At 39.6% G+C, this 18,826-nt stretch carries 20 protein-coding genes and 1 pseudogene; 9 read left to right on the top strand and 12 right to left on the bottom strand.

Translation table 11 applies throughout. The annotated features are described in order from the left end of the window. Positions 1 to 156: 156 nt before the first annotated feature. The 3 genes from FTT94_RS02375 to FTT94_RS02365 all read right to left on the bottom strand — a co-directional run bounded on the left by FTT94_RS02375 (position 157) and on the right by FTT94_RS02365 (position 2,792). Positions 157 to 678 carry a hypothetical protein gene (locus FTT94_RS02375; RefSeq protein WP_180022261.1) on the bottom strand — a complete coding sequence of 174 codons (522 nt, stop codon included), beginning with the start codon at positions 676 to 678 and terminating at the stop codon, positions 157 to 159. Between the two features lie 65 nt (positions 679 to 743). Beyond that, positions 744 to 1,523 (bottom strand): TIGR03915 family putative DNA repair protein, encoded by a 780-nt coding sequence (locus tag FTT94_RS02370; protein WP_180170167.1) that lies wholly within the window; start codon positions 1,521 to 1,523, stop codon positions 744 to 746. A 9-nt stretch (positions 1,524 to 1,532) separates the two neighbouring features. Further along, positions 1,533 to 2,792 (bottom strand): putative DNA modification/repair radical SAM protein, encoded by a 1,260-nt coding sequence (locus FTT94_RS02365; protein ID WP_180170166.1) that lies wholly within the window; start codon positions 2,790 to 2,792, stop codon positions 1,533 to 1,535. Positions 2,793 to 3,005: 213 nt separating this feature from the next. On the opposite strand from FTT94_RS02365, the gene FTT94_RS02360 reads away from it, so the two are divergent. Next, positions 3,006 to 4,049 carry a nitronate monooxygenase family protein gene (locus FTT94_RS02360; RefSeq protein ID WP_180109149.1) on the top strand — a complete coding sequence of 348 codons (1,044 nt, stop codon included), beginning with the start codon at positions 3,006 to 3,008 and terminating at the stop codon, positions 4,047 to 4,049. Between the two features lie 155 nt (positions 4,050 to 4,204). Here FTT94_RS02360 and dusB read toward each other — a convergent pair whose 3' ends face one another. Beyond that, on the bottom strand, positions 4,205 to 5,251 hold the full coding sequence (gene dusB, locus FTT94_RS02355; protein ID WP_180022264.1) for a tRNA dihydrouridine synthase DusB: 1,047 nt from the start codon (positions 5,249 to 5,251) through the stop codon (positions 4,205 to 4,207). Between the two features lie 103 nt (positions 5,252 to 5,354). On the opposite strand from dusB, the pseudogene FTT94_RS16590 reads away from it, so the two are divergent. Then, positions 5,355 to 5,710: pseudogene (locus tag FTT94_RS16590) on the top strand (site-specific integrase); the annotation flags it as partial. A gap of 16 nt (positions 5,711 to 5,726) precedes the next feature. On the opposite strand, the gene FTT94_RS02350 reads toward FTT94_RS16590, so the two are convergent. Continuing rightward, the gene (locus FTT94_RS02350) at positions 5,727 to 6,074 is read right to left on the bottom strand and encodes a hypothetical protein (protein ID WP_180040079.1); all 348 of its coding nucleotides are present in this window, start codon (positions 6,072 to 6,074) and stop codon (positions 5,727 to 5,729) included. Between the two features lie 563 nt (positions 6,075 to 6,637). On the opposite strand from FTT94_RS02350, the gene FTT94_RS02345 reads away from it, so the two are divergent. Both FTT94_RS02345 and FTT94_RS02340 read left to right on the top strand, forming a co-directional pair. Continuing rightward, positions 6,638 to 7,012 (top strand): hypothetical protein, encoded by a 375-nt coding sequence (locus tag FTT94_RS02345; protein ID WP_180134792.1) that lies wholly within the window; start codon positions 6,638 to 6,640, stop codon positions 7,010 to 7,012. A gap of 314 nt (positions 7,013 to 7,326) precedes the next feature. Beyond that, a complete protein-coding gene (locus tag FTT94_RS02340; protein ID WP_180170165.1) occupies positions 7,327 to 7,497 on the top strand; it encodes a hypothetical protein in 171 nt (56 codons plus the stop codon). Between the two features lie 93 nt (positions 7,498 to 7,590). On the opposite strand, the gene FTT94_RS02335 is transcribed toward FTT94_RS02340, so the two are convergent. Together FTT94_RS02335 and FTT94_RS02330 are read right to left on the bottom strand one after the other, a co-directional pair. Then, positions 7,591 to 7,758 carry an acyl-CoA thioesterase gene (locus FTT94_RS02335; RefSeq protein WP_373683444.1) on the bottom strand — a complete coding sequence of 56 codons (168 nt, stop codon included), beginning with the start codon at positions 7,756 to 7,758 and terminating at the stop codon, positions 7,591 to 7,593. Positions 7,759 to 7,918: 160 nt separating this feature from the next. Beyond that, the gene (locus FTT94_RS02330) at positions 7,919 to 8,101 is read right to left on the bottom strand and encodes a hypothetical protein (RefSeq protein WP_180170164.1); all 183 of its coding nucleotides are present in this window, start codon (positions 8,099 to 8,101) and stop codon (positions 7,919 to 7,921) included. 276 nt (positions 8,102 to 8,377) lie between these two features. On the opposite strand from FTT94_RS02330, the gene FTT94_RS02325 reads away from it, so the two are divergent. The 3 genes from FTT94_RS02325 (at position 8,378) to FTT94_RS02315 (ending at position 10,559) form a co-directional block, all read left to right on the top strand. Beyond that, entirely contained in the window at positions 8,378 to 9,583 is a 1,206-nt protein-coding gene (locus FTT94_RS02325; RefSeq protein ID WP_180107390.1) for a DUF1615 family protein, read from the top strand. Next, complete coding sequence (locus tag FTT94_RS02320) at positions 9,550 to 10,179, top strand: HAD-IB family hydrolase (RefSeq protein ID WP_180040082.1); 630 nt, start codon at positions 9,550 to 9,552, stop codon at positions 10,177 to 10,179. Before FTT94_RS02325 ends, FTT94_RS02320 begins: the two co-directional genes overlap by 34 nt. Before the next feature lie 176 nt (positions 10,180 to 10,355). Further along, on the top strand, positions 10,356 to 10,559 hold the full coding sequence (locus tag FTT94_RS02315) for a hypothetical protein (RefSeq protein ID WP_078188800.1): 204 nt from the start codon (positions 10,356 to 10,358) through the stop codon (positions 10,557 to 10,559). An 81-nt stretch (positions 10,560 to 10,640) separates the two neighbouring features. Here the strand turns inward: FTT94_RS02315 and FTT94_RS02310 are convergent, their stop codons facing one another. Next, complete coding sequence (locus FTT94_RS02310; RefSeq protein WP_180170163.1) at positions 10,641 to 11,735, bottom strand: acyl-CoA desaturase; 1,095 nt, start codon at positions 11,733 to 11,735, stop codon at positions 10,641 to 10,643. Positions 11,736 to 11,747: 12 nt separating this feature from the next. Further along, the gene (locus tag FTT94_RS02305; RefSeq protein ID WP_180170162.1) at positions 11,748 to 12,815 is read right to left on the bottom strand and encodes a ferredoxin reductase; all 1,068 of its coding nucleotides are present in this window, start codon (positions 12,813 to 12,815) and stop codon (positions 11,748 to 11,750) included. Positions 12,816 to 12,959: 144 nt separating this feature from the next. Here FTT94_RS02305 and fabR point away from each other — a divergent pair, with 144 nt between their 5' ends. Next, entirely contained in the window at positions 12,960 to 13,658 is a 699-nt protein-coding gene (fabR, locus tag FTT94_RS02300; RefSeq protein ID WP_078188804.1) for an HTH-type transcriptional repressor FabR, read from the top strand. Positions 13,659 to 13,719: 61 nt separating this feature from the next. On the opposite strand, the gene FTT94_RS02295 is transcribed toward fabR, so the two are convergent. Then, positions 13,720 to 14,517, bottom strand: a complete 798-nt coding sequence (locus tag FTT94_RS02295; protein WP_180170161.1) for an alpha/beta fold hydrolase — start codon at positions 14,515 to 14,517, stop codon at positions 13,720 to 13,722. A gap of 106 nt (positions 14,518 to 14,623) precedes the next feature. Then, positions 14,624 to 14,887 (bottom strand): PAAR domain-containing protein, encoded by a 264-nt coding sequence (locus FTT94_RS02290; protein ID WP_168377714.1) that lies wholly within the window; start codon positions 14,885 to 14,887, stop codon positions 14,624 to 14,626. Between the two features lie 512 nt (positions 14,888 to 15,399). Here FTT94_RS02290 and FTT94_RS02285 point away from each other — a divergent pair. Next, positions 15,400 to 15,837, top strand: coding sequence for a hypothetical protein (locus tag FTT94_RS02285; RefSeq protein ID WP_180007928.1), 438 nt, complete (start codon positions 15,400 to 15,402; stop codon positions 15,835 to 15,837). 112 nt (positions 15,838 to 15,949) lie between these two features. Here the strand turns inward: FTT94_RS02285 and rapA are convergent, their stop codons facing one another. Beyond that, a complete protein-coding gene (rapA, locus tag FTT94_RS02280; protein ID WP_180003802.1) occupies positions 15,950 to 18,787 on the bottom strand; it encodes an RNA polymerase-associated protein RapA in 2,838 nt (945 codons plus the stop codon). Positions 18,788 to 18,826 lie beyond the last annotated feature (39 nt).

The following is an 18,826-nucleotide window of genomic DNA, read 5'->3' as shown; positions in this document are numbered from 1 at the left end:
AAATGGTTGAGTGATGGGAGAGAATGTTCAAGAGTGGATTCTAAATGTTCAGATAAAGACATAAAAAAATGAGCGTATTCACATACACTCATTTTTACTACATTTTACTAAAATTTGCTTAACTGACTGGCATTACCCTCAAATGAGGGGCTTTTTTTAATCTGCTAGTGCAGCTTTTAGATTACAACCATATTGCATGGTTTCTTGTGCATGCTTGTATGTGGTATAGCGGTTGATAATAAAATCATAAAATTGGTCTGTATTCGCAAATACCTGACTCAAATCTTCGTTTGCGGCATTTGGCAGTTTAACGTCTTTCACCAAGGCTAAGTTCACATGTCCGAGATGATACATTTCAGAAAAATAATGATTCATTACTTCGCAATAGGCAATTTTGGAGCTTTTTAAAGCGGTATTGGCAACAAAATGCTGATTTAAAGTTTTTAAGTTCTGAACATCTAAAGCGGATTGATCTGAAAAAGCCATACTTTCTACTTTTTTTAGTTGGCTAAAATCAGCTGCTAGAGTCTGATTTAATTGTTCAAAGCGTTGTTGTAATCCCGCTGTATCGGCAACTTGATAACTTTGCGGATTGAATGTTTTCTTTTCTTGTTCATTTGCAGAACACGCCGTGAGCGTCATTGCCGTCAGAACGGTTGTAACAAGAAATAATTTCATCAAAGTCTCACTTAAACAATCAAAAGCTCGATCATTATGCCCGAAAACAACTAGATGATTCGCACCTAAATCGCTTTTTCATTCAGATAACGCCAATAACGACGTGGCACATACTGCACATGTAATTTCATATTACGTCGGGCTTCAATATTGACACTTCTAAAATAATCTTTCCAAAGCTGATCATATAAAACTTCCTCATCATCCAGTTCGATATTGAAAGATTGACTATGGCCTGACTGTATTTGCCCATCTATGGTTGTGGCATCCATATCCGCTTGATGCACCTGCTGTAGATCATAGTAAATGCCGTAGCTGCGTTTTTCATCGTAAATCAACCAACGTTGATCTTGATAGCGTGATTTGAAATGCCGTTCGATCAAAGGCAATACATTAAAGTCAGGTGAGACTAAACTGATAAACAAACCATCCTGACATTTTTTAAAACGCACAAAAGCTTCCATACGATGTTTTTCACGTCCCACTTGCTTCGCCCATTGACTCAGACCCAATACGTCTGCATGACCATAATTCTTTGATACATCTCGCTGCTGCTGAAACACATACACTGCAAAATTAAAGCAATGCTGAAAAGCCTGCTGCTGCTCGGATAAAAATGCATAATAAAACTGTTTCAACGCACGATCAGATGCTTTGAGTTTTAAACCCTGCCATACCCGCTGTGCATGTTCATCATGACTTGCTACATCAATGACATCGGCGAAAAGACCCGCCTGTACTTGCCCATCCGTGCAAATCTGTACGTCAAATTCCTTAAATTGAAAGGCCCGAAAAATGCAGCTTAGTAATCCTGTCATCGTGCCATCAAAGACATAAATACTCACGACTGTATCCTAAAAACCTAAGTTCAATTGATGTGAAATCTGCTGAGTATATTTCGACTGACCACTTTGCAAGATCTGCTGACGTATTTGATGTGGCTGTTGATCTCGAATAAATTTGGGAGAATCTTCACAGCGTATAAAATGTTGTGCTCTGTTGTAGGAAATACCCATACGTTTTAATTGGTCGATATGGATTTTCCCAAAACGTCGTGCTTGAACAATTTTTTGAGCAGAACGTACACCAATACCCGGCACTCGCAAGATCATCTGATATTCTGCACGGCTGATATCCACGGGAAATTGCTCTGGATGACGCAGTGCCCACGCTAATTTTGGATCAATATCCAATTCTAAATTTGGATGCTCTTCATCGACCAACTCTGTCGCTTCAAACCCATAAAAACGCATCAACCAGTCACTTTGATACAACCGATTTTCTCGTAATAACGGTGGCGCAGAACCCACAGCTGGCAGCGCACGCTCCTCTTCATTAATTGGAATATAACCTGAGTAATACACACGCTTAAGCTTAAACTCTTTGTAATGACGGTCTGCCATCAGTATGACATCACGGTCAGACTCTTGATGTGCGCCCACCACCATTTGCGTCGTTTGTCCTGCGGGTACAAACTTAGGCACTGTACGTATTATTTTTCGTTCATCTTTAAATTGAATCAAACGGTCTCGGACGATACCTAAGTCTTTTTGAACTTCGACATGACTTTTTTCAGGTGCAAATTTTTTTAAACCATCTTCTGTCGGCATTTCCAAATTAATACTCATACGGTCGACATATAAACCTGCTTCGGTAATGATTTCCTGAGATGCCCCCGGAATGGTCTTCAGATGAATATAACCATTGAAATTTTCTTCTAAACGCAGCTTTTTCACCACTTGCAACATGCGCTCCATGGTGTAATCTGCTGATTTAAAAATTCCCGAACTTAAAAATAGCCCCTCAATATAGTTCCGACGATAAAAATTCATGGTCAAATCGACCACTTCCTGTACCGTAAATGCTGCGCGCTTTACGTCGTTACTTCGACGGGACACACAATATGCGCAGTCAAAAATACAGACATTGGAAAATAGAATTTTTAATAACGAAACACAGCGACCATCTTCGGTATAGCTATGGCAAATGCCGTTTCCAGTATTACCCAGACCTTTGTCTTTATTTTGGCGCTTACTACCACTCGAAGAACATGAGACATCATATTTGGCAGCATCGGCTAAAATTTGCAGTTTTTCACGGATACGTTCAGACATGGGAGAATTATAAATTTAAAGTGAACACAGCATTATTTTAAAAGGATCCACCTCAAAAGTCGGGTCATACATCATTACTACGACACGAGGTGTCGCTTAATTTCAAGTACAACTTTCGTGTAAGCATAAGACCATTTTGATATGAAATAACGAATATTATTTGCTTAATTTCACTCGCTTGGGCAAAGTAATTAGAGTGATTGGAGTATGCACATGACTTTATTAGAAAAACTTGGCATCAAACACCCTATATTTCTTGCCCCAATGGCAGGTGTTTCTACACCTGAGCTTGCTGCAGAAGTGTCAAATCAAGGTGGACTTGGTTCACTGGGTTTAGGTGCAAGCAGTGTTGAGAATGCACGTCAGCAAATTTTACAAACTCAAGAACTTACTGACCAACCTTTTCAGGTGAATTTCTTTTGTCATGATACAGTAGAACTCGATGAACAAGTTGCTGCCAAATGGATCATGCAATTTAAATCACGCTTTGCTCAATATAATGCAGAAGCTCCAGAAGCACTGAACTGTATTTATCCAAGCTTTAAAGACAATGACCATTTTCTAAACCTCTTACTGGAAACGCGCCCTAAAGCGGTAAGCTTCCATTTTGGTATTCCACATCCACATCAAATCCAGGCCTTGAAACAAGCGGGTATTTTGACTCTAGTTTCTGCAACCAACTTAGCAGAAGCTAAACTGATCGAAGCTGCAGGCATTGATATCGTGATTGCTCAAGGTATTGAAGCTGGTGGTCACCGCGGCATTTTCAATGAAAACTTTGATAGCAGCGTCAAGACTCGTGATTTGGTTCAGCTCTTGAAACGCCATATTCAATGCCCCATTGTTGCTGCTGGCGGCATTATGAATGGACATCAGGCCTATCAAATTATGGAGTTGGGTGCAGATGCTGTTCAATTGGGCACTGCTTTTGTGCAATGCAAAACATCAAATGCAAATGAAGCTTATCGCAAAGCACTATTTGATGCGCCCATCACGCAGATTACATCAAGTATTTCAGGCCGGCCTGCACGTGGCATTATCAATAACTGGCACACAGATATTGATACGCCGACTCGCCCAACCGTTCCGGCTTACCCATATAGCTATGATTTAGGCAAACAATTACATGCAGCAGCCAGCAAGCATGGCGTACATGAATATGGTGCATTTTGGGCAGGAACTAATGTCTCTCAAATACGTGAATTGGAAGCACCCGACTTGATCAATCAATTGGTTTTAGAAATGCGCTTTAACTAAGACCTCGCTCAACGCATCATTCAAACATGAATGCCTAATAAAAAGCCCTCAACATTGAGGGCTTTTTATTAGGTACTTATTTCAAATCAATCTAACTAACTTACAGCGGCCTACTTTGTATCACATTGCACAGATCTATTTCGTTTGACTTTAAGTTACTTGGTTTCAAGCAAATTGACCTGATCAACTTGAACATCACTCATGATCTGACCATGATCGAGTAAGTGATTAAAATAGTTCTCGACGACTTTATATTGATCTGCTGTAGATTCAACTTTATACATATTTTGGCGGAACTCATTACTAGAGCGTAAACCTTTGGTATACCAAGCAATATGTTTACGTGAAATTCGACAACCTGAATATTCACCATAAAAACCATATAACTCAGATAAATGTCCAAGCAATACGTCACGAACCTCCATAATACTTGGCGCCGCCATATGCTCACCTGTCGTCAGGTAATGTCCTATTTCACGGAATATCCATGGGCGACCTTGAGCTGCACGACCAATCATGACTGCATCGGCACCGGTATAATCCAATACATATTTAGCTTTTTCAGGTGTATCAATATCACCATTGGCAATCACAGGAATATTGATCAACGATTTCACATCTTTAATTAAGCTATAACGCGCCGTATTCAGATACATATCTTCACGTGTACGACCATGAAGTGCCAATGCAGCAATGCCAGCTTCTTCGGCGCGTTTCGCAACGCGCATAATGTTTTCATGACCATTGAGATAGCCCAAACGGGTTTTTAAGGTCACGGGCACATCAACTGCATCAACCACAGCATCTAAAATGCGAGCCACCAAGTCTTCATCTTTGAGTAGCGCAGAACCTGCCAATTTATTACAGACTTTCTTCGCCGGACATCCCATATTAATGTCGACAATTTGCGCACCATTTGCTACCTGATAGCGCGCAGCTTCAGCCAGCTCAGCTGGATCTGACCCTGCAATTTGAGCTGAGATAGGTGCTATCTCACCATCAAAATTGGCACGATAAAGACTCTTTTTACTCATGCGTAGCGTTTTATCTGCCGTCATCATTTCACTGACAGCATGACCTGCGCCAAAGTATTTGCAAAGTGTACGAAATGGGCGATCTGTAACCCCTGCCATAGGTGCCACCCACAGTTTTCTCTCGATGGGACGATCGAATAATTCTTGAATGACATTGTTTTTACTCAAAATCTTTTAACCTCGTTTAACTTCGTTTAGTCGCTTCGTATTGACTTTTAATGCTCTTTAGTTGCAACCTATTTGCACCACGAAATTTCAATGTTGCAAATTTATAGGTACAGTCACTAAGCGACAAACAAAAGACGGTACAACTCGGTATAGAGCTCAAGTCCGCGTACAACTTCAAGGCTACCCAGAATTCAAGCAATCCAAAACATTTAGCTAAAAGTCTTTGGCTGATGAGTGGATTAAACGCGCAGAGGCAGAAATTGAATTGCACCCTGAAAAAATGTTGAACCCTGAGGTGCAACTTAAGCAAAAACACTCAGAGAATTCATATTTCAGTATTTGGATGAGGCGGACAGTTTTGCTAGGACAAAAACAGGAGCACTACAGCATATCGCTAGTTTAGATATTTCTGAAAAGAATATCTATTATTTAACGCGACAAGACTTTTCTGATTACGCCGCTTCTTATAAAAGTATTAATCTTTCTGAACCCCAGCATTCTCTGCATTAAATTCTAATGATATTTTCTCATATAGTTTACTTTCAGCTGCTTCTAAGCGAGCTTTTGCGTCAGCTAATGCTTTCGGGTAATAAAGATAGCTTTTCATATCTTTATCACAGCTATCCAGTTTTTTCTCACAATCACTATCATTCCTTTTGGCTTCTCTAGACTCTCTCATTATTCTGTTGTAATAATTTTTGGCTTCGTACCATTTAAATTCAATTACATTATTAGCATTTGATGGTTCATCTTTAGCATAGCAATTCACTGATGCTAGGAAGCAAATTGTTAGTCCGTTAATAATTTTGGTTAGATAATGCACTATTTATACTCATTAAATTGGATGTTATTGTAAATAGTAACGTAATCTAACCCACCTGCCATAGGTGCCACCCACAGTTTTCTCTCGATGGGACGATCGAATAATTCTTGAATGACAGGATGTTGACTCAATGTTTTAACCTCTAGCTATATTTAGCAAATGATGCCCGAACCACATTCGAAATCTTCCAAGCCACTTTTACAATGCTAAATTCAAATGTATGTTCGCAAAATCTGTTGAGCGTAAAAAAGTTTCATGGCAATGATTATGCAATTGAATGATGACAATGAATATCAACATCGTTCAACGATTGAATTGAGGAATTTGAAGCTTCGGAATTGGACGGAAAATTTGCAATGCGATAGTTTAGTAATTCCAAACAAAAATTTCTACGCTTTTGCTTAAGAGTCGTTGAAACTTATGCATCAGCCATGTAGTTAACACACTATCGATTCAACATCAGACTTTCTGCGTATCTGCCTGCACAGGTGTTACTATAGAGGGTAATGCTAAAATCATTGAAAACTTAAACCCTATAAATTCACATCAGTGAGTTGAACTTTATGAAAAAATTGAAAATTTTCTCTTTTATATTTTTTGCTACTTTTCTGACTGCCTGCCAACAACCGAATGACGAGGTGGCTGCAGCTGAAAGCCAAAACGCTGATTTAACAACGGAACAAGCGACTCAACAATTTGAGCAGTCAGATGCGCAAATCAGTCAATACCTTGATGTTTTAGATGCTCCAAGTACATCGATCAAGGAAAAAACCCAAGTCTTATGTCATGACTACCCTCATGAATATAAAACTAACTACATGCCTGCCATGCTCAAACTCGCAGCCCAAGACTATACTCAAGATAAAATGTTGAATGATTTGAAGATTGCACAGGACTATTACAAAGAAAAACTCAAAATTGAATGCCCTGCTGAATAATCTCCCTTTCATCATGGCGTCATATTTCAGCGATAAATTGTTATTAAGCGAAAAGTGTGTAAGTTTCGCTGTAATAACAATGTAAAATACACTTCCCGATTTATTCGGGTTTTTCTTTTTAAAGCCTTTCAAATATTAAACGACATTTGAATGACACATATTATTTTGTAATGGATTTCAAACTATTGATTTATTTTGATAAGTTTTCAACAAATGTTCACAATCTAGACACATAACAACCAATTTTAATTACACTTTTATCATGATTAATACATTAAGTTATTTTTCCAAAAAAATAGACTGAAGATTGAATCATGAAAACTTTAAACAAAGTACTTTTCGCTACACTTATCTCTGCTGCTGCTGCAACTACATTTGCTGCTGAAGAACAAAAAGTTGAAGCTGCTGCATCTGAAGCTCAAACAACTGAAGTTGCTCAAGACGCAACTGAAGCGGCTCCTGCTTCTGAAACTGTTGCAAAATAATTGAGCAAAAATTTAAAAGCCCACAGATTGTGGGTTTTTAAATTCACAGGCATTTTTTAAGTCTTTCGCAGCTGTCAATGAATTTGATTTCAATTATTTAAAATATAAACGTTGAATTTGACGTGCCCGCCGGTTTAAACCCAATACTTTTTTTCTTTGTAAAATGTCTTCTTCACTAAATCCCAAGTGCTGGATTAATTCAGACATAGCTAAATCTGCATGTTCGATCAACACGGCATCTTGTTCAGTTGACCAAATCACGTTTGATACCTTTAATTTGTGCTGGCGTTTTAAATTTCTCATTTGCACAGTATAAAATACTTTAGACACATCAACAAAAAGCCCACCCGATGTGAGCTTTTTGCAAAGGCTGAGTAGTGATCATCTATTGAATTAAAAAATAGATTTTATGAGTCACGATTTAAAGATTTTCATCCTTGGTAATCATCACTGAAGTTAAAATTGGAACGGCAAAACAAGGTAGTAAAAGTAATATCCAATATTCCACCACTGGCTTAGCCACAACAAAGTTGATGACGATTGCCCCCAATACCATAACTAACGCAATCAAACCCAAGAAACGACTAAAAAATTTAGCTGGCATAACAATCCCCTTAAAAAATTATGGATTTCAGCTATTATATACCTTCATTTTTTATAATCTGTTGAAAATGATATTGGAATATTCATCTATTTAGCTCAAAAAGCATTCTTTTTCCAATCATCCCAACCAAACTGCTTGTTTCTACACGTGTAGATCTCCATAAATAGATTGACAATCACCTATGAGGCATATACATATTTATTCATTACTTATGTATTTTGCATAGTATACTGCTCCTGCTTTGTCGCCCCCATATGGCTGAGTTTATTGGAAAATATGAACAAAACTTTTTCGACCCCATTATGCTTTAAATCCCTTTCTGTACTGGCTTTATCCATTGGCTTGGCTGCCTGTGGTAATGGTTCATGGTGGAGCAAAGATGAACCCACTATGGAAGCGGAACAGATTAAAAAAGCCATTCCACCTCGCGTGAATGAACGTCTTTCATGGGCCAATGATATCTATGACATTAGTGATCAGCTCGGTATTCCGACCACGAAAGAAAATGTCTGTACGATTGTTGCTGTGGTCGATCAAGAGTCCAATTTTGTTGCTGACCCACATGTGCCGGGACTCGGTGAAAAAGCCGTTAAAGAAGTTCAAGATCGTCTTGAAGAAAAGTTTAAAGATAAATTGGGTGATGATATCGGTGGCACAGTCGCTGGCTATTTCCAAGATGTGTTAAAAAATCAGCCAAGTCCAGAAGATAACTATCTGAGCCAAATGCGCCGTGTTCAAACTGAACGTGAACTAGACGAGCTGTATCGTGAAATTTTTGACTATATGTCTAAACATTATCACGTGAGTGCTTTGACGGGCGCAGCGAAACTGGTTGGACAAGATATTGGTGAAAAGCTCAACCCAATTACCACTTTGGGTTCCATGCAAGTTCATATAGGCTATGCCAAAGACCACAAACGCCAAGGTGGAAATATTGCGGCACTACGTACAGACATGTATAGCCAATATGGCGGTTTGTATTACGGCATCCACCGTTTAATGATGTATCCAGCTGAATATGACAAACCGATTTATCGTTTTGCAGATTATAACTCGGGTCGTTATTCGAGTCGTAATGCGGCATTCCAAAGCATGTTAAATGACTTAACCCCTGCTGAGCTCGGCTTAGATGGTGACCTCTTACTTTATAATAAAGATGGTTCTCCACGTTCAGCAAAAAGCCAGTCTGAAACCGCGCTGATTGCCGTTTTTGCAGAAAACAATGTGATTGCGACGCCACGGCAAATTCGTTCAGATCTTAAAAAAGAAAAAGATCAGGACTTCGAAGATACTTTGACGTATAAAGCGGTCAAAAAGTTGTACCAAGAAAAGACTGGTAAAGAACCGTTTTATGCCATGATGCCTGAAGTCGTAATTTCTGGGCCGAAATTAAGCCGTGATTACAATACCAATTGGTTTGCCACACGAGTCGATGGACGTTATCAAACATGCATGCGCCGCATCAAAAACCTAAAACTTTAGCCTTATTTGATTTTGACGGAACCCTGTGTAACAAAGACAGTTTTACAGGGTTCATCTTCTATTCCCTGCCTAAAAGGCATATCGTGCGCCAAGGGATTAAAATTCTCCCTTGGATTCAAGGCTATTATCTCAAGCTATATCCTGCCCATGCAATGCGTCCTCGCCTATATGCCGCAATGTTTAGCCAAGCCAATCATGAGCAGGTTTTAAATCAAGCAGCACAATATGCTGAACATTTGATGGCGGAACTCAATCCTTCGCTATATGAACAATTACAGCAACACCAAAAACGCGGTCATGAAGTCGTATTGGTTTCTGCATCCGTCGATTTATATCTTAAACCTGTGGCCGAAAAGCTCGGGGTCAAACTGATTTGTACCGAAACAGCAGCCAATGACCAAATACTGACTGGTTTGTATCAAACCTTAGACTGTAGTGGTGAGCAAAAGAAAATTCGAGTTTTGGAGCAATTTAACCTTCAAGACTATGAGCAGGTATATGCCTATGGAAATAGCGATGAAGACCTCGCTATGTTTGAATTGGCCACCCACCATTTCATGAATGGACAGGATAAGTGCCTACCTGAACTCGACTAAAGTCGAGTAATTTAGTTTGGTTTATTAATCAAAGTTAACAATCACAAACTTAAATTTAAGTCGCTCTAATATATGGGTAAATTTTGAAAATTCTGCTTTTATTTTGACTTTATAGTGTGCTATTTTTCTCATTAATTAGAAATAATGCGGTCAAATATTAAAAGCGGGAAAAGAATATGAATCAATTCAATCCACCGAAATATGTCAAAGGCCTCCATATTAAATTTGGCGAAAATCCATTTGTACTCCTTGCTCAATTTGCCTTCTCAGCCACTCGCCAGATGTGGACGAAAGAAGAAATTGAATTGGTCATTCGTATGGCTAAAAAAGGAAATTATATGAATTTGATTAAGATCCTCAAATTACATATCAAAAAGTAAAATAGATATTTCCCCAAAGTTAATATAAAAAAGCCATGCAATTGCATGGCTTTTTTTCCCGTAAATTTAGTGTAGCGTTTATTAATTTTTAAATGGAAATGCATATTTCACAATACGTTTTAGTACACTGCCGTACTGTTTCACTAAGCTTGCGTTGTTATAGTTCAAACCATATTTTTCACATACGGCCTGTACTTTTGGCGCCATTTTACGATAACGACGCGCAGGAACATCAGGGTATAAATGGTGTTCGATCTGATGGCTTAAATGCCCTGTCAAAATGTGAAATGCTTCTGAACCGGTAAGATTTGAAGAACCACGAATTTGACGCATGTACCAATGTCCACGACTTTCATTTTCAAGTACTTTTTTCGGGAAAACTTCAACATCTTTGGTGAAGTGACCACAGAAAATAATACTAAACGTCCAGATATTACGAAGACCATTTGCCACTAGGTTCCCTGTGAGCACAGGTAATGCTGCCGGCCCTGCAATAAGCGGGAAGAACACATAGTCTTTAAATAATTGCTTGCCGATTTTGGCTTGCATTGGCTTCCATTCTTCTTTGGTCTGCTGCTTTGTTTTGCGACCTTTAAAGTATTTACCCAATTCAAGGTTTTGAATGGCAACACCCCATTGGAACAATAAGCAAAATGGAATGCTATAAATCGGTTGTAATAGATAGCCCGGCTTCCAACGCTGTTCTGGGAACAAACGAACGAGACCATAACCAATATCATCATCCATACCTTTAATGTTGGTATAGGTATGATGTTTAAAATTGTGAGTTTGGCGCCAGTTATCTGCTGTCCCTACGATATCCCATTCGTAGGTCTGACCATTGAATTTAGGATCATTCATCCAGTCATATTGACCGTGCATGACATTATGACCCAATTCCATGTTTTCCATGATTTTGGCAAAACCTAAAAGACCTGTGCCCAAAATCCACGCTGGTGGGAACCAACCTGCAAACAATAAAGCACGACCCGCCATAGATGAATAACGAACTGTCGAATACACTCGGCGAATGTATTTCGCGTCTTTTTCACCTAAGTCATCTAAAACTTCTTGCTTAATGGCATCAAGCTCACGCGCAAGTTCGTCTAATTGCGATTGGGTTAACTCACGGTTTTTTGGATTTTTAAAATATTCAATTTTTACAGGCATGTTCATATTTTTTCTACCTTATAAATCAATAACAAGATCTGACTGTGCTGAGTTCACACAAATTTTGAGTAAATTACCCGGCTCTGTATTTTGGCTACCATTGACCATATTTTTAGTCGAACCTTCAACTTTGTTGCAGGCACATTTATTACAAATGCCCATACGGCAACCGTGATTAGGTTTGATATTTTGCTGCTCAAGACTTGCTAGAATTGATTGGCCTTTTGGAATACTGACGGTTTTATTGGATTGCGTAAGCGTGACATTCACAAAGCCAATATCATCCGTTGCGATTGGACTCATGCTAAATGCTTCACTCATAAAGCACTGTGCATGATCAAATAACGCTTCGGCCTGAGTGACGAAACCCGATGGACCACATGCAAACACAGTACTGTGCTCAATGTTGTCAAATTGAGCAGCGTGAGAGGCATTTAATCGTGGATCAGCAACATCTTCTTGGGTAAAGAAAATTTGAAATTTAAAGTTTGGATATTGATTTGCCAAAGCTTCGAAGCGTAATTTGAATGCAGCATCATCGTGATACTTAACCCAATACATTAACTGAATTGGTTGCTCCGCAATTTGCTTAGTTTTGCTCATCCCTTTCAACAAACTCAACATTGGCGTAATACCACTACCCGCAGCCAATAGTAGCAAGGGTGTAGAATTTGACACCAAAGTCATATCACCAAAAGGCTGACCAAATTCTAAGATGTCACCAACTTGTGCTTGTTCTACCAGCCAAGTACTCACAATACCCGTATTCACTTTTTTTACGCTAAGCAATACGTGTTGATCATCTAACTGAGTCAAACTATAAGTACGTTCGTAACGGATCCCATTTACACGAGCAAAAACAGGATGATGCTGACCAGCTTCACCCATTTTAAACAAACGGTTCACCTGTATAGTTAGGCTGACCATCTCATTTGCTGCATTTTCTTTTTGTACAATTTTGCCGAGTGCCTGATTACCAGACCATAACGGATTAAATTTCTGCAACCAGAAATTTACCGCATTGACGTCTACAACACTGTCTTTGATTGCGTTTAAAGGCTTTTTCGCTTTTTCGAGTACATGCATAATCAAATACAACTCATGGGAGGTTTTTAATTATTATACACATGTATATATATTTGTATATACGCTTGTGCATTTAATCGACATTTTCACAAAAGCTATTAGCAGACGCTATAATATGTTAATGTTTTTAATCTATTAAAAAATATGACTCAGTCTGCACAGACGAATATGGTTAACATGTACCAGGAAGATTTACATTCTGAAGCTGAAACTCCACTTACAGTTCGCACTGTAGGTCGTAAAGCAACAATTACCAAGGAAGAACTGTTTCAGGCAGCGCTTAATTTAATTGGTCCACAAAAAAGTATTTCATCACTGAGTTTGCGTGAAGTTGCACGTGAAGCTGGCATTGCTCCAAATAGTTTCTATCGTCATTTCAAAGATATTGATGAATTAGCCATTGAGTTGATTGATCGAGCTGGCGGTGTGTTACGTCAAATTTTGCATGAAGCACGCCTTCAGGCATCACGCCAAAGCAGTATTATTCGTAGTTCAGTTGAAGTATTTATTCAGCAGCTAGATGCCGATGAAGGCAACTTAAGCCTGTTGCTTCGTGAAGGCTATACTGGTTCGCATTCCTATAAAAATGCAGTTGAGCGTCAACTTAACTATTTCCAACAAGAATTAAGAGAAGATTTAATCGTCCTAGAGCGTTTAAATCAGAGCAAGTTGGCTCATCCTGACATCGTGGCACGTGGTATTACCCAATTGGTGTTTAACATGGGTGCAAAAGTCATTGATCTACCGACAGAACAACGCAAAGAAGTTGCCGAACAAACCATGATTATGATTCGTATGATATTGGAAGGTGCTCGCCATCTAGACGAAGCACAGATTCGCTAAAAATTAACGGTCAAAAAAGGAGACGTTCAGGTCTCCTTTTTTATGAGCAAAATTTATTTTTCTAATGCTGTAAGTACTGCATGACGTGTAGCGCTGTCTGTTTCGGCTGCTCAAGTGGAAACATGTGCCCACCTTCAACTACACTATAATCAATACCGTAGGTTTTCTTCATTCCGTCAGGCAAACCTTGTTTATAAAAATGGCTGTTATCTGCGGTGATAAGGTGTACAGGCATTTGAGGGGCTTTTCGTGGAGTACGCCACCACCATGCAGGCACTGTACGGAAGATTTGCGCTTCCACGGCTTTTGGAATGCTGAGGGTCACGCCACCGCGTTTTTCATCAGCTTGAATGCCTTGTGCAAAGTAATCTTCAAAACACTGCGCATCAAAACTTTTAAATAAACGATTATTCCGTAGTGCCGTATAGGCTTCATCCAAATTTGGCCAATGGTCATTACGCTTCAATGTAATTGCCGCCGGGGTAAGTTTATCGATAGCTTTGAGCTTTAATTTTTGCATACCTTCAAAAATGGCAGACTTAGGACCGATTACGAAAGGTGGATCCATAATAATCAGTTGTGAAAACAAATCTGGACGTTTATAAGCCGCCATAAGGGTGACTAAAGAGCCAAAAGAATGCCCAAGCCCAATCACTTTTTGTTTTGGAAATTGGTGCTCGATATCTGCTATGACTTGATCGACCAAATATCGCCAATCTTTAGTGATCGGATAGCGCTCATCCATACCAATAAGCGGAATCACCTTCACATCAAATTGCGGTGCAAAGTAGGATAAAAACTTTCGATAACTTGCAGCAGGAATACCATTGGCATGGGTAAAATGGATCGCGCTTTTCATCTAAAACTCATCCAATCAACTGATGATGCCACATCATAAAGAGATCAATACGATTTAAACAGGACTCAATAAGTTTATCTAGATGACCTCAAAGTCAGTTTGCAGATTATTTTTGTGAACCGACCATTGATTGATTCGGTAAAAATGTTGCGCCACAACTGGTTTTATCTCCAGCAACCACAACACCTCGCCCCTTTACCGTTGTACTTTGATCTGCCGCGATCGCAGCCACAGTCGAATTACATTTCGGGCAATAATGTTTCATGCCGTTTAAATGCACCGCAATACCATTAATCACAAATGAAGGTTCACATTCTGAAACCACACCACCGTGTGACGTTTTACTACCTAAGGTAATTAAGGATTTCATATTTTTATTTTCTTCTAACGAACTGCTGAAATTTGAAGCATTTTAACGGAACTACCCACAACTCGCTAGCATCGACGTATAAATTTAACCAAGCCAAAACTTTACTTAACTAAAGCATCAAAACACGACATTAAGACAGTTCGTGATCAATCATTTGAATATGATGCTATCTCTGTATGTCAGAATACATTTAATCATTTCACCTTCATAATTCAATTGACATCAATCACGACAGCTTATGTCGCGATGCCGATTCTTTTACTAATCAAAGCATGTATATTGGGTATCGCAATGAGCATGAAGCGTAGCACCCTATTTTACAATTTCAGTATTTAACTGAGCTTCGAATCAGAAAATGGCGCTTTTCTACGCCATGATTAACTTTAGAACGTTCATAGACTGAACACATTATCCAAAACCATTTTTAGAAAATTTTAGATTCGAAACGTAGCACCATTTCATTTTATAGCGCAGATAAATAAAGCATAACCATTCTATTTTCAGGAGGTTTTATGATTTTAATAAATGACTTTGATTTAACCCAACCGCAAAAAGTCATCGTGTTAGACCATACACTAGATGACTCAACCCTGTTAACTGAAGTACTCGCTTTGTGTAAGACCGCAGACCCAGAGCTCATCGTGGCGGAAAGCAAAGAGGCTGATTTAGTCTTACGTTTATTACCTGAAATACATGCTTATTGTGGTGCCATTGCCTTAAAACAGCCGCTATGCATTGACATCAACTTTGATTTACTTACTGCTCATTATGCAACACGCAGCCAAGCAGACCGATGTACGATCCAAATTCAGTTAGCAAAAAATCATCCGGACTTTACCAAGCTCGAAGCCATATTTTATATGTTGGATGAACTAGAAGATTTTGATCAAGCTGTAGAATTACTGAAAAATAGTTACTTTTTTTATGCCGATGTCGACAATTTAGATTAAAAATAAACAATACAAAACTTAGATTTAGCGTAAATCTGTCGTGATTAATTTTGCAGTTATATTTTTAGCCATAAAAAAAAGCACCCGAAGGTGCTTTTTGAAGATTCTTAACTTATGGCTTAACCACTACCATAATTTGAATTGCTTCTGGTGTAACCGCCAGACCATCAAGCAGTGTTAAACCTTCTTTTTGCAGTTTTTGTAAACGTGCAATTTCGTCTTCACGAATACTTGGGTTGAACTGCTTCAAATAAGTCAAACGGTCAATTTCATACTGCCATTTGCTACCATAGATTTCTTTGGCTTGTTGTTTAAAGCCCGGTAATGCACCACGAGCAATTTCAAGCGCTTGCGTATAACGCTGTTCAATGACATCACGACGCGCCTTAACCACTTGGCGGCAACTGTTGCCATCAAGATGATGTAAATAAGGACGTAAAATTTCAGGTGCAATTTTTTGCGATAAATCCTGACCTTTTTCGCTCAGTAATACACGAACCAACTGTTGTGGCAAACTTGACGGCAAGTTCAATGCTTTCGGTGCAACGACATCGACTTTAAACCACACTTCCATTAACACAGAACCTTGCGGTAAAGCGGCCGATTTCAATACAGCAACGTTGGTACTACCAAAGCCTTGCGTATTAATCATTTCCATCACACTTTCAGTGAATGGATGCTCAAGTGTTAAATATTGAGCATCTTCACGGATCTGTGCTTGGTCACGATAGAACGTCGCCGTCATACCTTCTTCGTCCAAAGTCAGACCTTGAACTTGCATTTGATCCGTTGGCTTGATGATCACGGTACCATTACTTTGCTCATCAAAATCAATGTTTGTAGACGCCATGAAGCGCTTCATAAACATTGGCAACGTAGTATTGTCGTCGTAGTCTTCAAGTGCAGTCACAATTTCTTGTGCCACGATTGGACGGCAAGAGTTGTACTCAAGTAAACGGTCACGACCTTCTTGAAGTTCAGCTTCAAGCGCTTCACGTTGTACACTCACCGCTTCGAGCAGATCTTCAAACTCTTGGCCTTTATCTGCCAACAAACAATCTTTCAGATTGACGATGAAGTTTTCTTGGAGAGTTTGCGCTGTCGGGGAGATATTACAGAAAATATTTAATGCTTCGTTATACCAACGGAACATACGCTCTTGAGCAGTACCAACCAGATAAGGCACATGAATTTGAATACGATTTTCTTGACCAATACGGTCTAAACGACCAATACGTTGTTCAAGTACATCTGGGTTTGCAGGCAAGTCAAACAAAACTAAGTCCGATGCAAACTGGAAGTTACGACCTTCAGAACCAATTTCTGAACATAGTAAAATTTGCGCACCGTATGACTCTTCAGCAAAGTAAGCTGCTGCTTGGTCACGCTCTAATAAGCTCATGCCTTCATGGAACATCGCTGTACGAATACCCGCATGCAAACGAAGTACATTTTCTAAAGACTCAACCACTGGACCACTACGTGCAATCAATAACACTTTTTTGTGTTTCAGATCTGTACGCAGACGTTCCATCAACCACATCACACGTGGGTCGGTTTCCATCCACGAGCCATCAAGCTGCGCTTCTTCAGGCCACATTTGTTCACGTAGTTTGCCATCTTTAGACCAGTTTTCTGGTGCAGGTAATGGTGCAGGCTGACAGTCACGACCTGGGAAGCCTTGAATCGCTTCACGGGTATTACGGAATAAAATACGACCAGTACCATGACGGTCTAATAATTCGTGAATGGCACGGAAGCGTTGTTCTGGCTCGTCAGTAATTCGATGACCTAATAGGCTTTCAATCGCTGCCAAATGCCCTTCTTCGAGTGGGAGATCAGACATAAGCACTTCAGCAATTTTAGCTGTTTGGTGATACTGCTCTTCTTCATCCAAGAAACGATCAAGCGAACTAAAACGTTGTGGATCAAGTAGACGTAAACGAGCAAAGTGACTTTCCACACCTAATTGTTCAGGTGTTGCGGTTAATAACAAGACACCCGGAGTTTTTTCAGCAAGTTCTTCAACAAGGTCATAACGGTCATTGCCGCCTTCTTCTTCTGACCACATTAAATGATGGGCTTCATCGACCACGAGCAAATCAAAACCAGCTTCAAGCGCTTGTTCACGCAAGTCATCATGGTCGATCATCAAATCGACACTCGCAATGATGCATTGTTCAGTTAAGAATGGGTTGAGGTCTGGATCGTGTTCTTTAATCGAAGCTGTACGCGTCAAGTCAAATAATGAGAACTCAAGATTGAAACGACGACGCATTTCAATCATCCATTGATATTGCAATGAATCAGGTACTAAGACCAAGATACGTTCTGAACGACCCGTTTTGAGTTGCTGATGAATGATCAGACCGGCTTCGATGGTTTTACCCAGACCAACTTCGTCAGCAAGTAATACACGTGGAGCAAAACGTTTACCCACTTCATGCGCAATATACAGTTGGTGTGGAATGAGACCCACACGTGAACCTACCAAGCCACGTAGAGGGCTAGACTTCATATTGGCTTGAAGAAGCAGTGCTTCGATACGCAGGTCATACCATTCTTTATAGTCCACTTGGCTTGCAAGCAAACGATCTAATGGTTTTGCTAACTGAATACTTGCACCAATACGTGTTTCATTCAGTGCTTTACGCTCTTCTGTGCCATCGGCAAGTTTACGTACCGCGTTATAACGAACCACACCACCACGGTCTTCAAGAGATTCAACAGTCCAAATTTGACCTTCTTGGTCTTGGACTTCGTCATTTACATTGAAAACAATACGAGATAAAGGTGCATTGTGACGGGCATAGACACGAGTTTCATCACTTTTCGGGAATAAAATGCTGACCGATCGCTCATCAACATCAATAAGAACACCTAAACCCAGTTCCGTTTCTGTATCTGATAACCAACGTTGACCAATAGCAAACTGCTGCAATTTTTCCACCTTTTTCTCAAGTTCGGTCTGAAAATATTATGCTCAAAC

Source organism: Acinetobacter sp. YH12027, assembly GCF_013420085.1.
GTDB lineage: Bacteria > Pseudomonadota > Gammaproteobacteria > Pseudomonadales > Moraxellaceae > Acinetobacter > Acinetobacter amyesii.
Note: the sequence above shows the minus strand (reverse complement) of the source record. Positions and strands in the feature narration are given on the sequence as shown.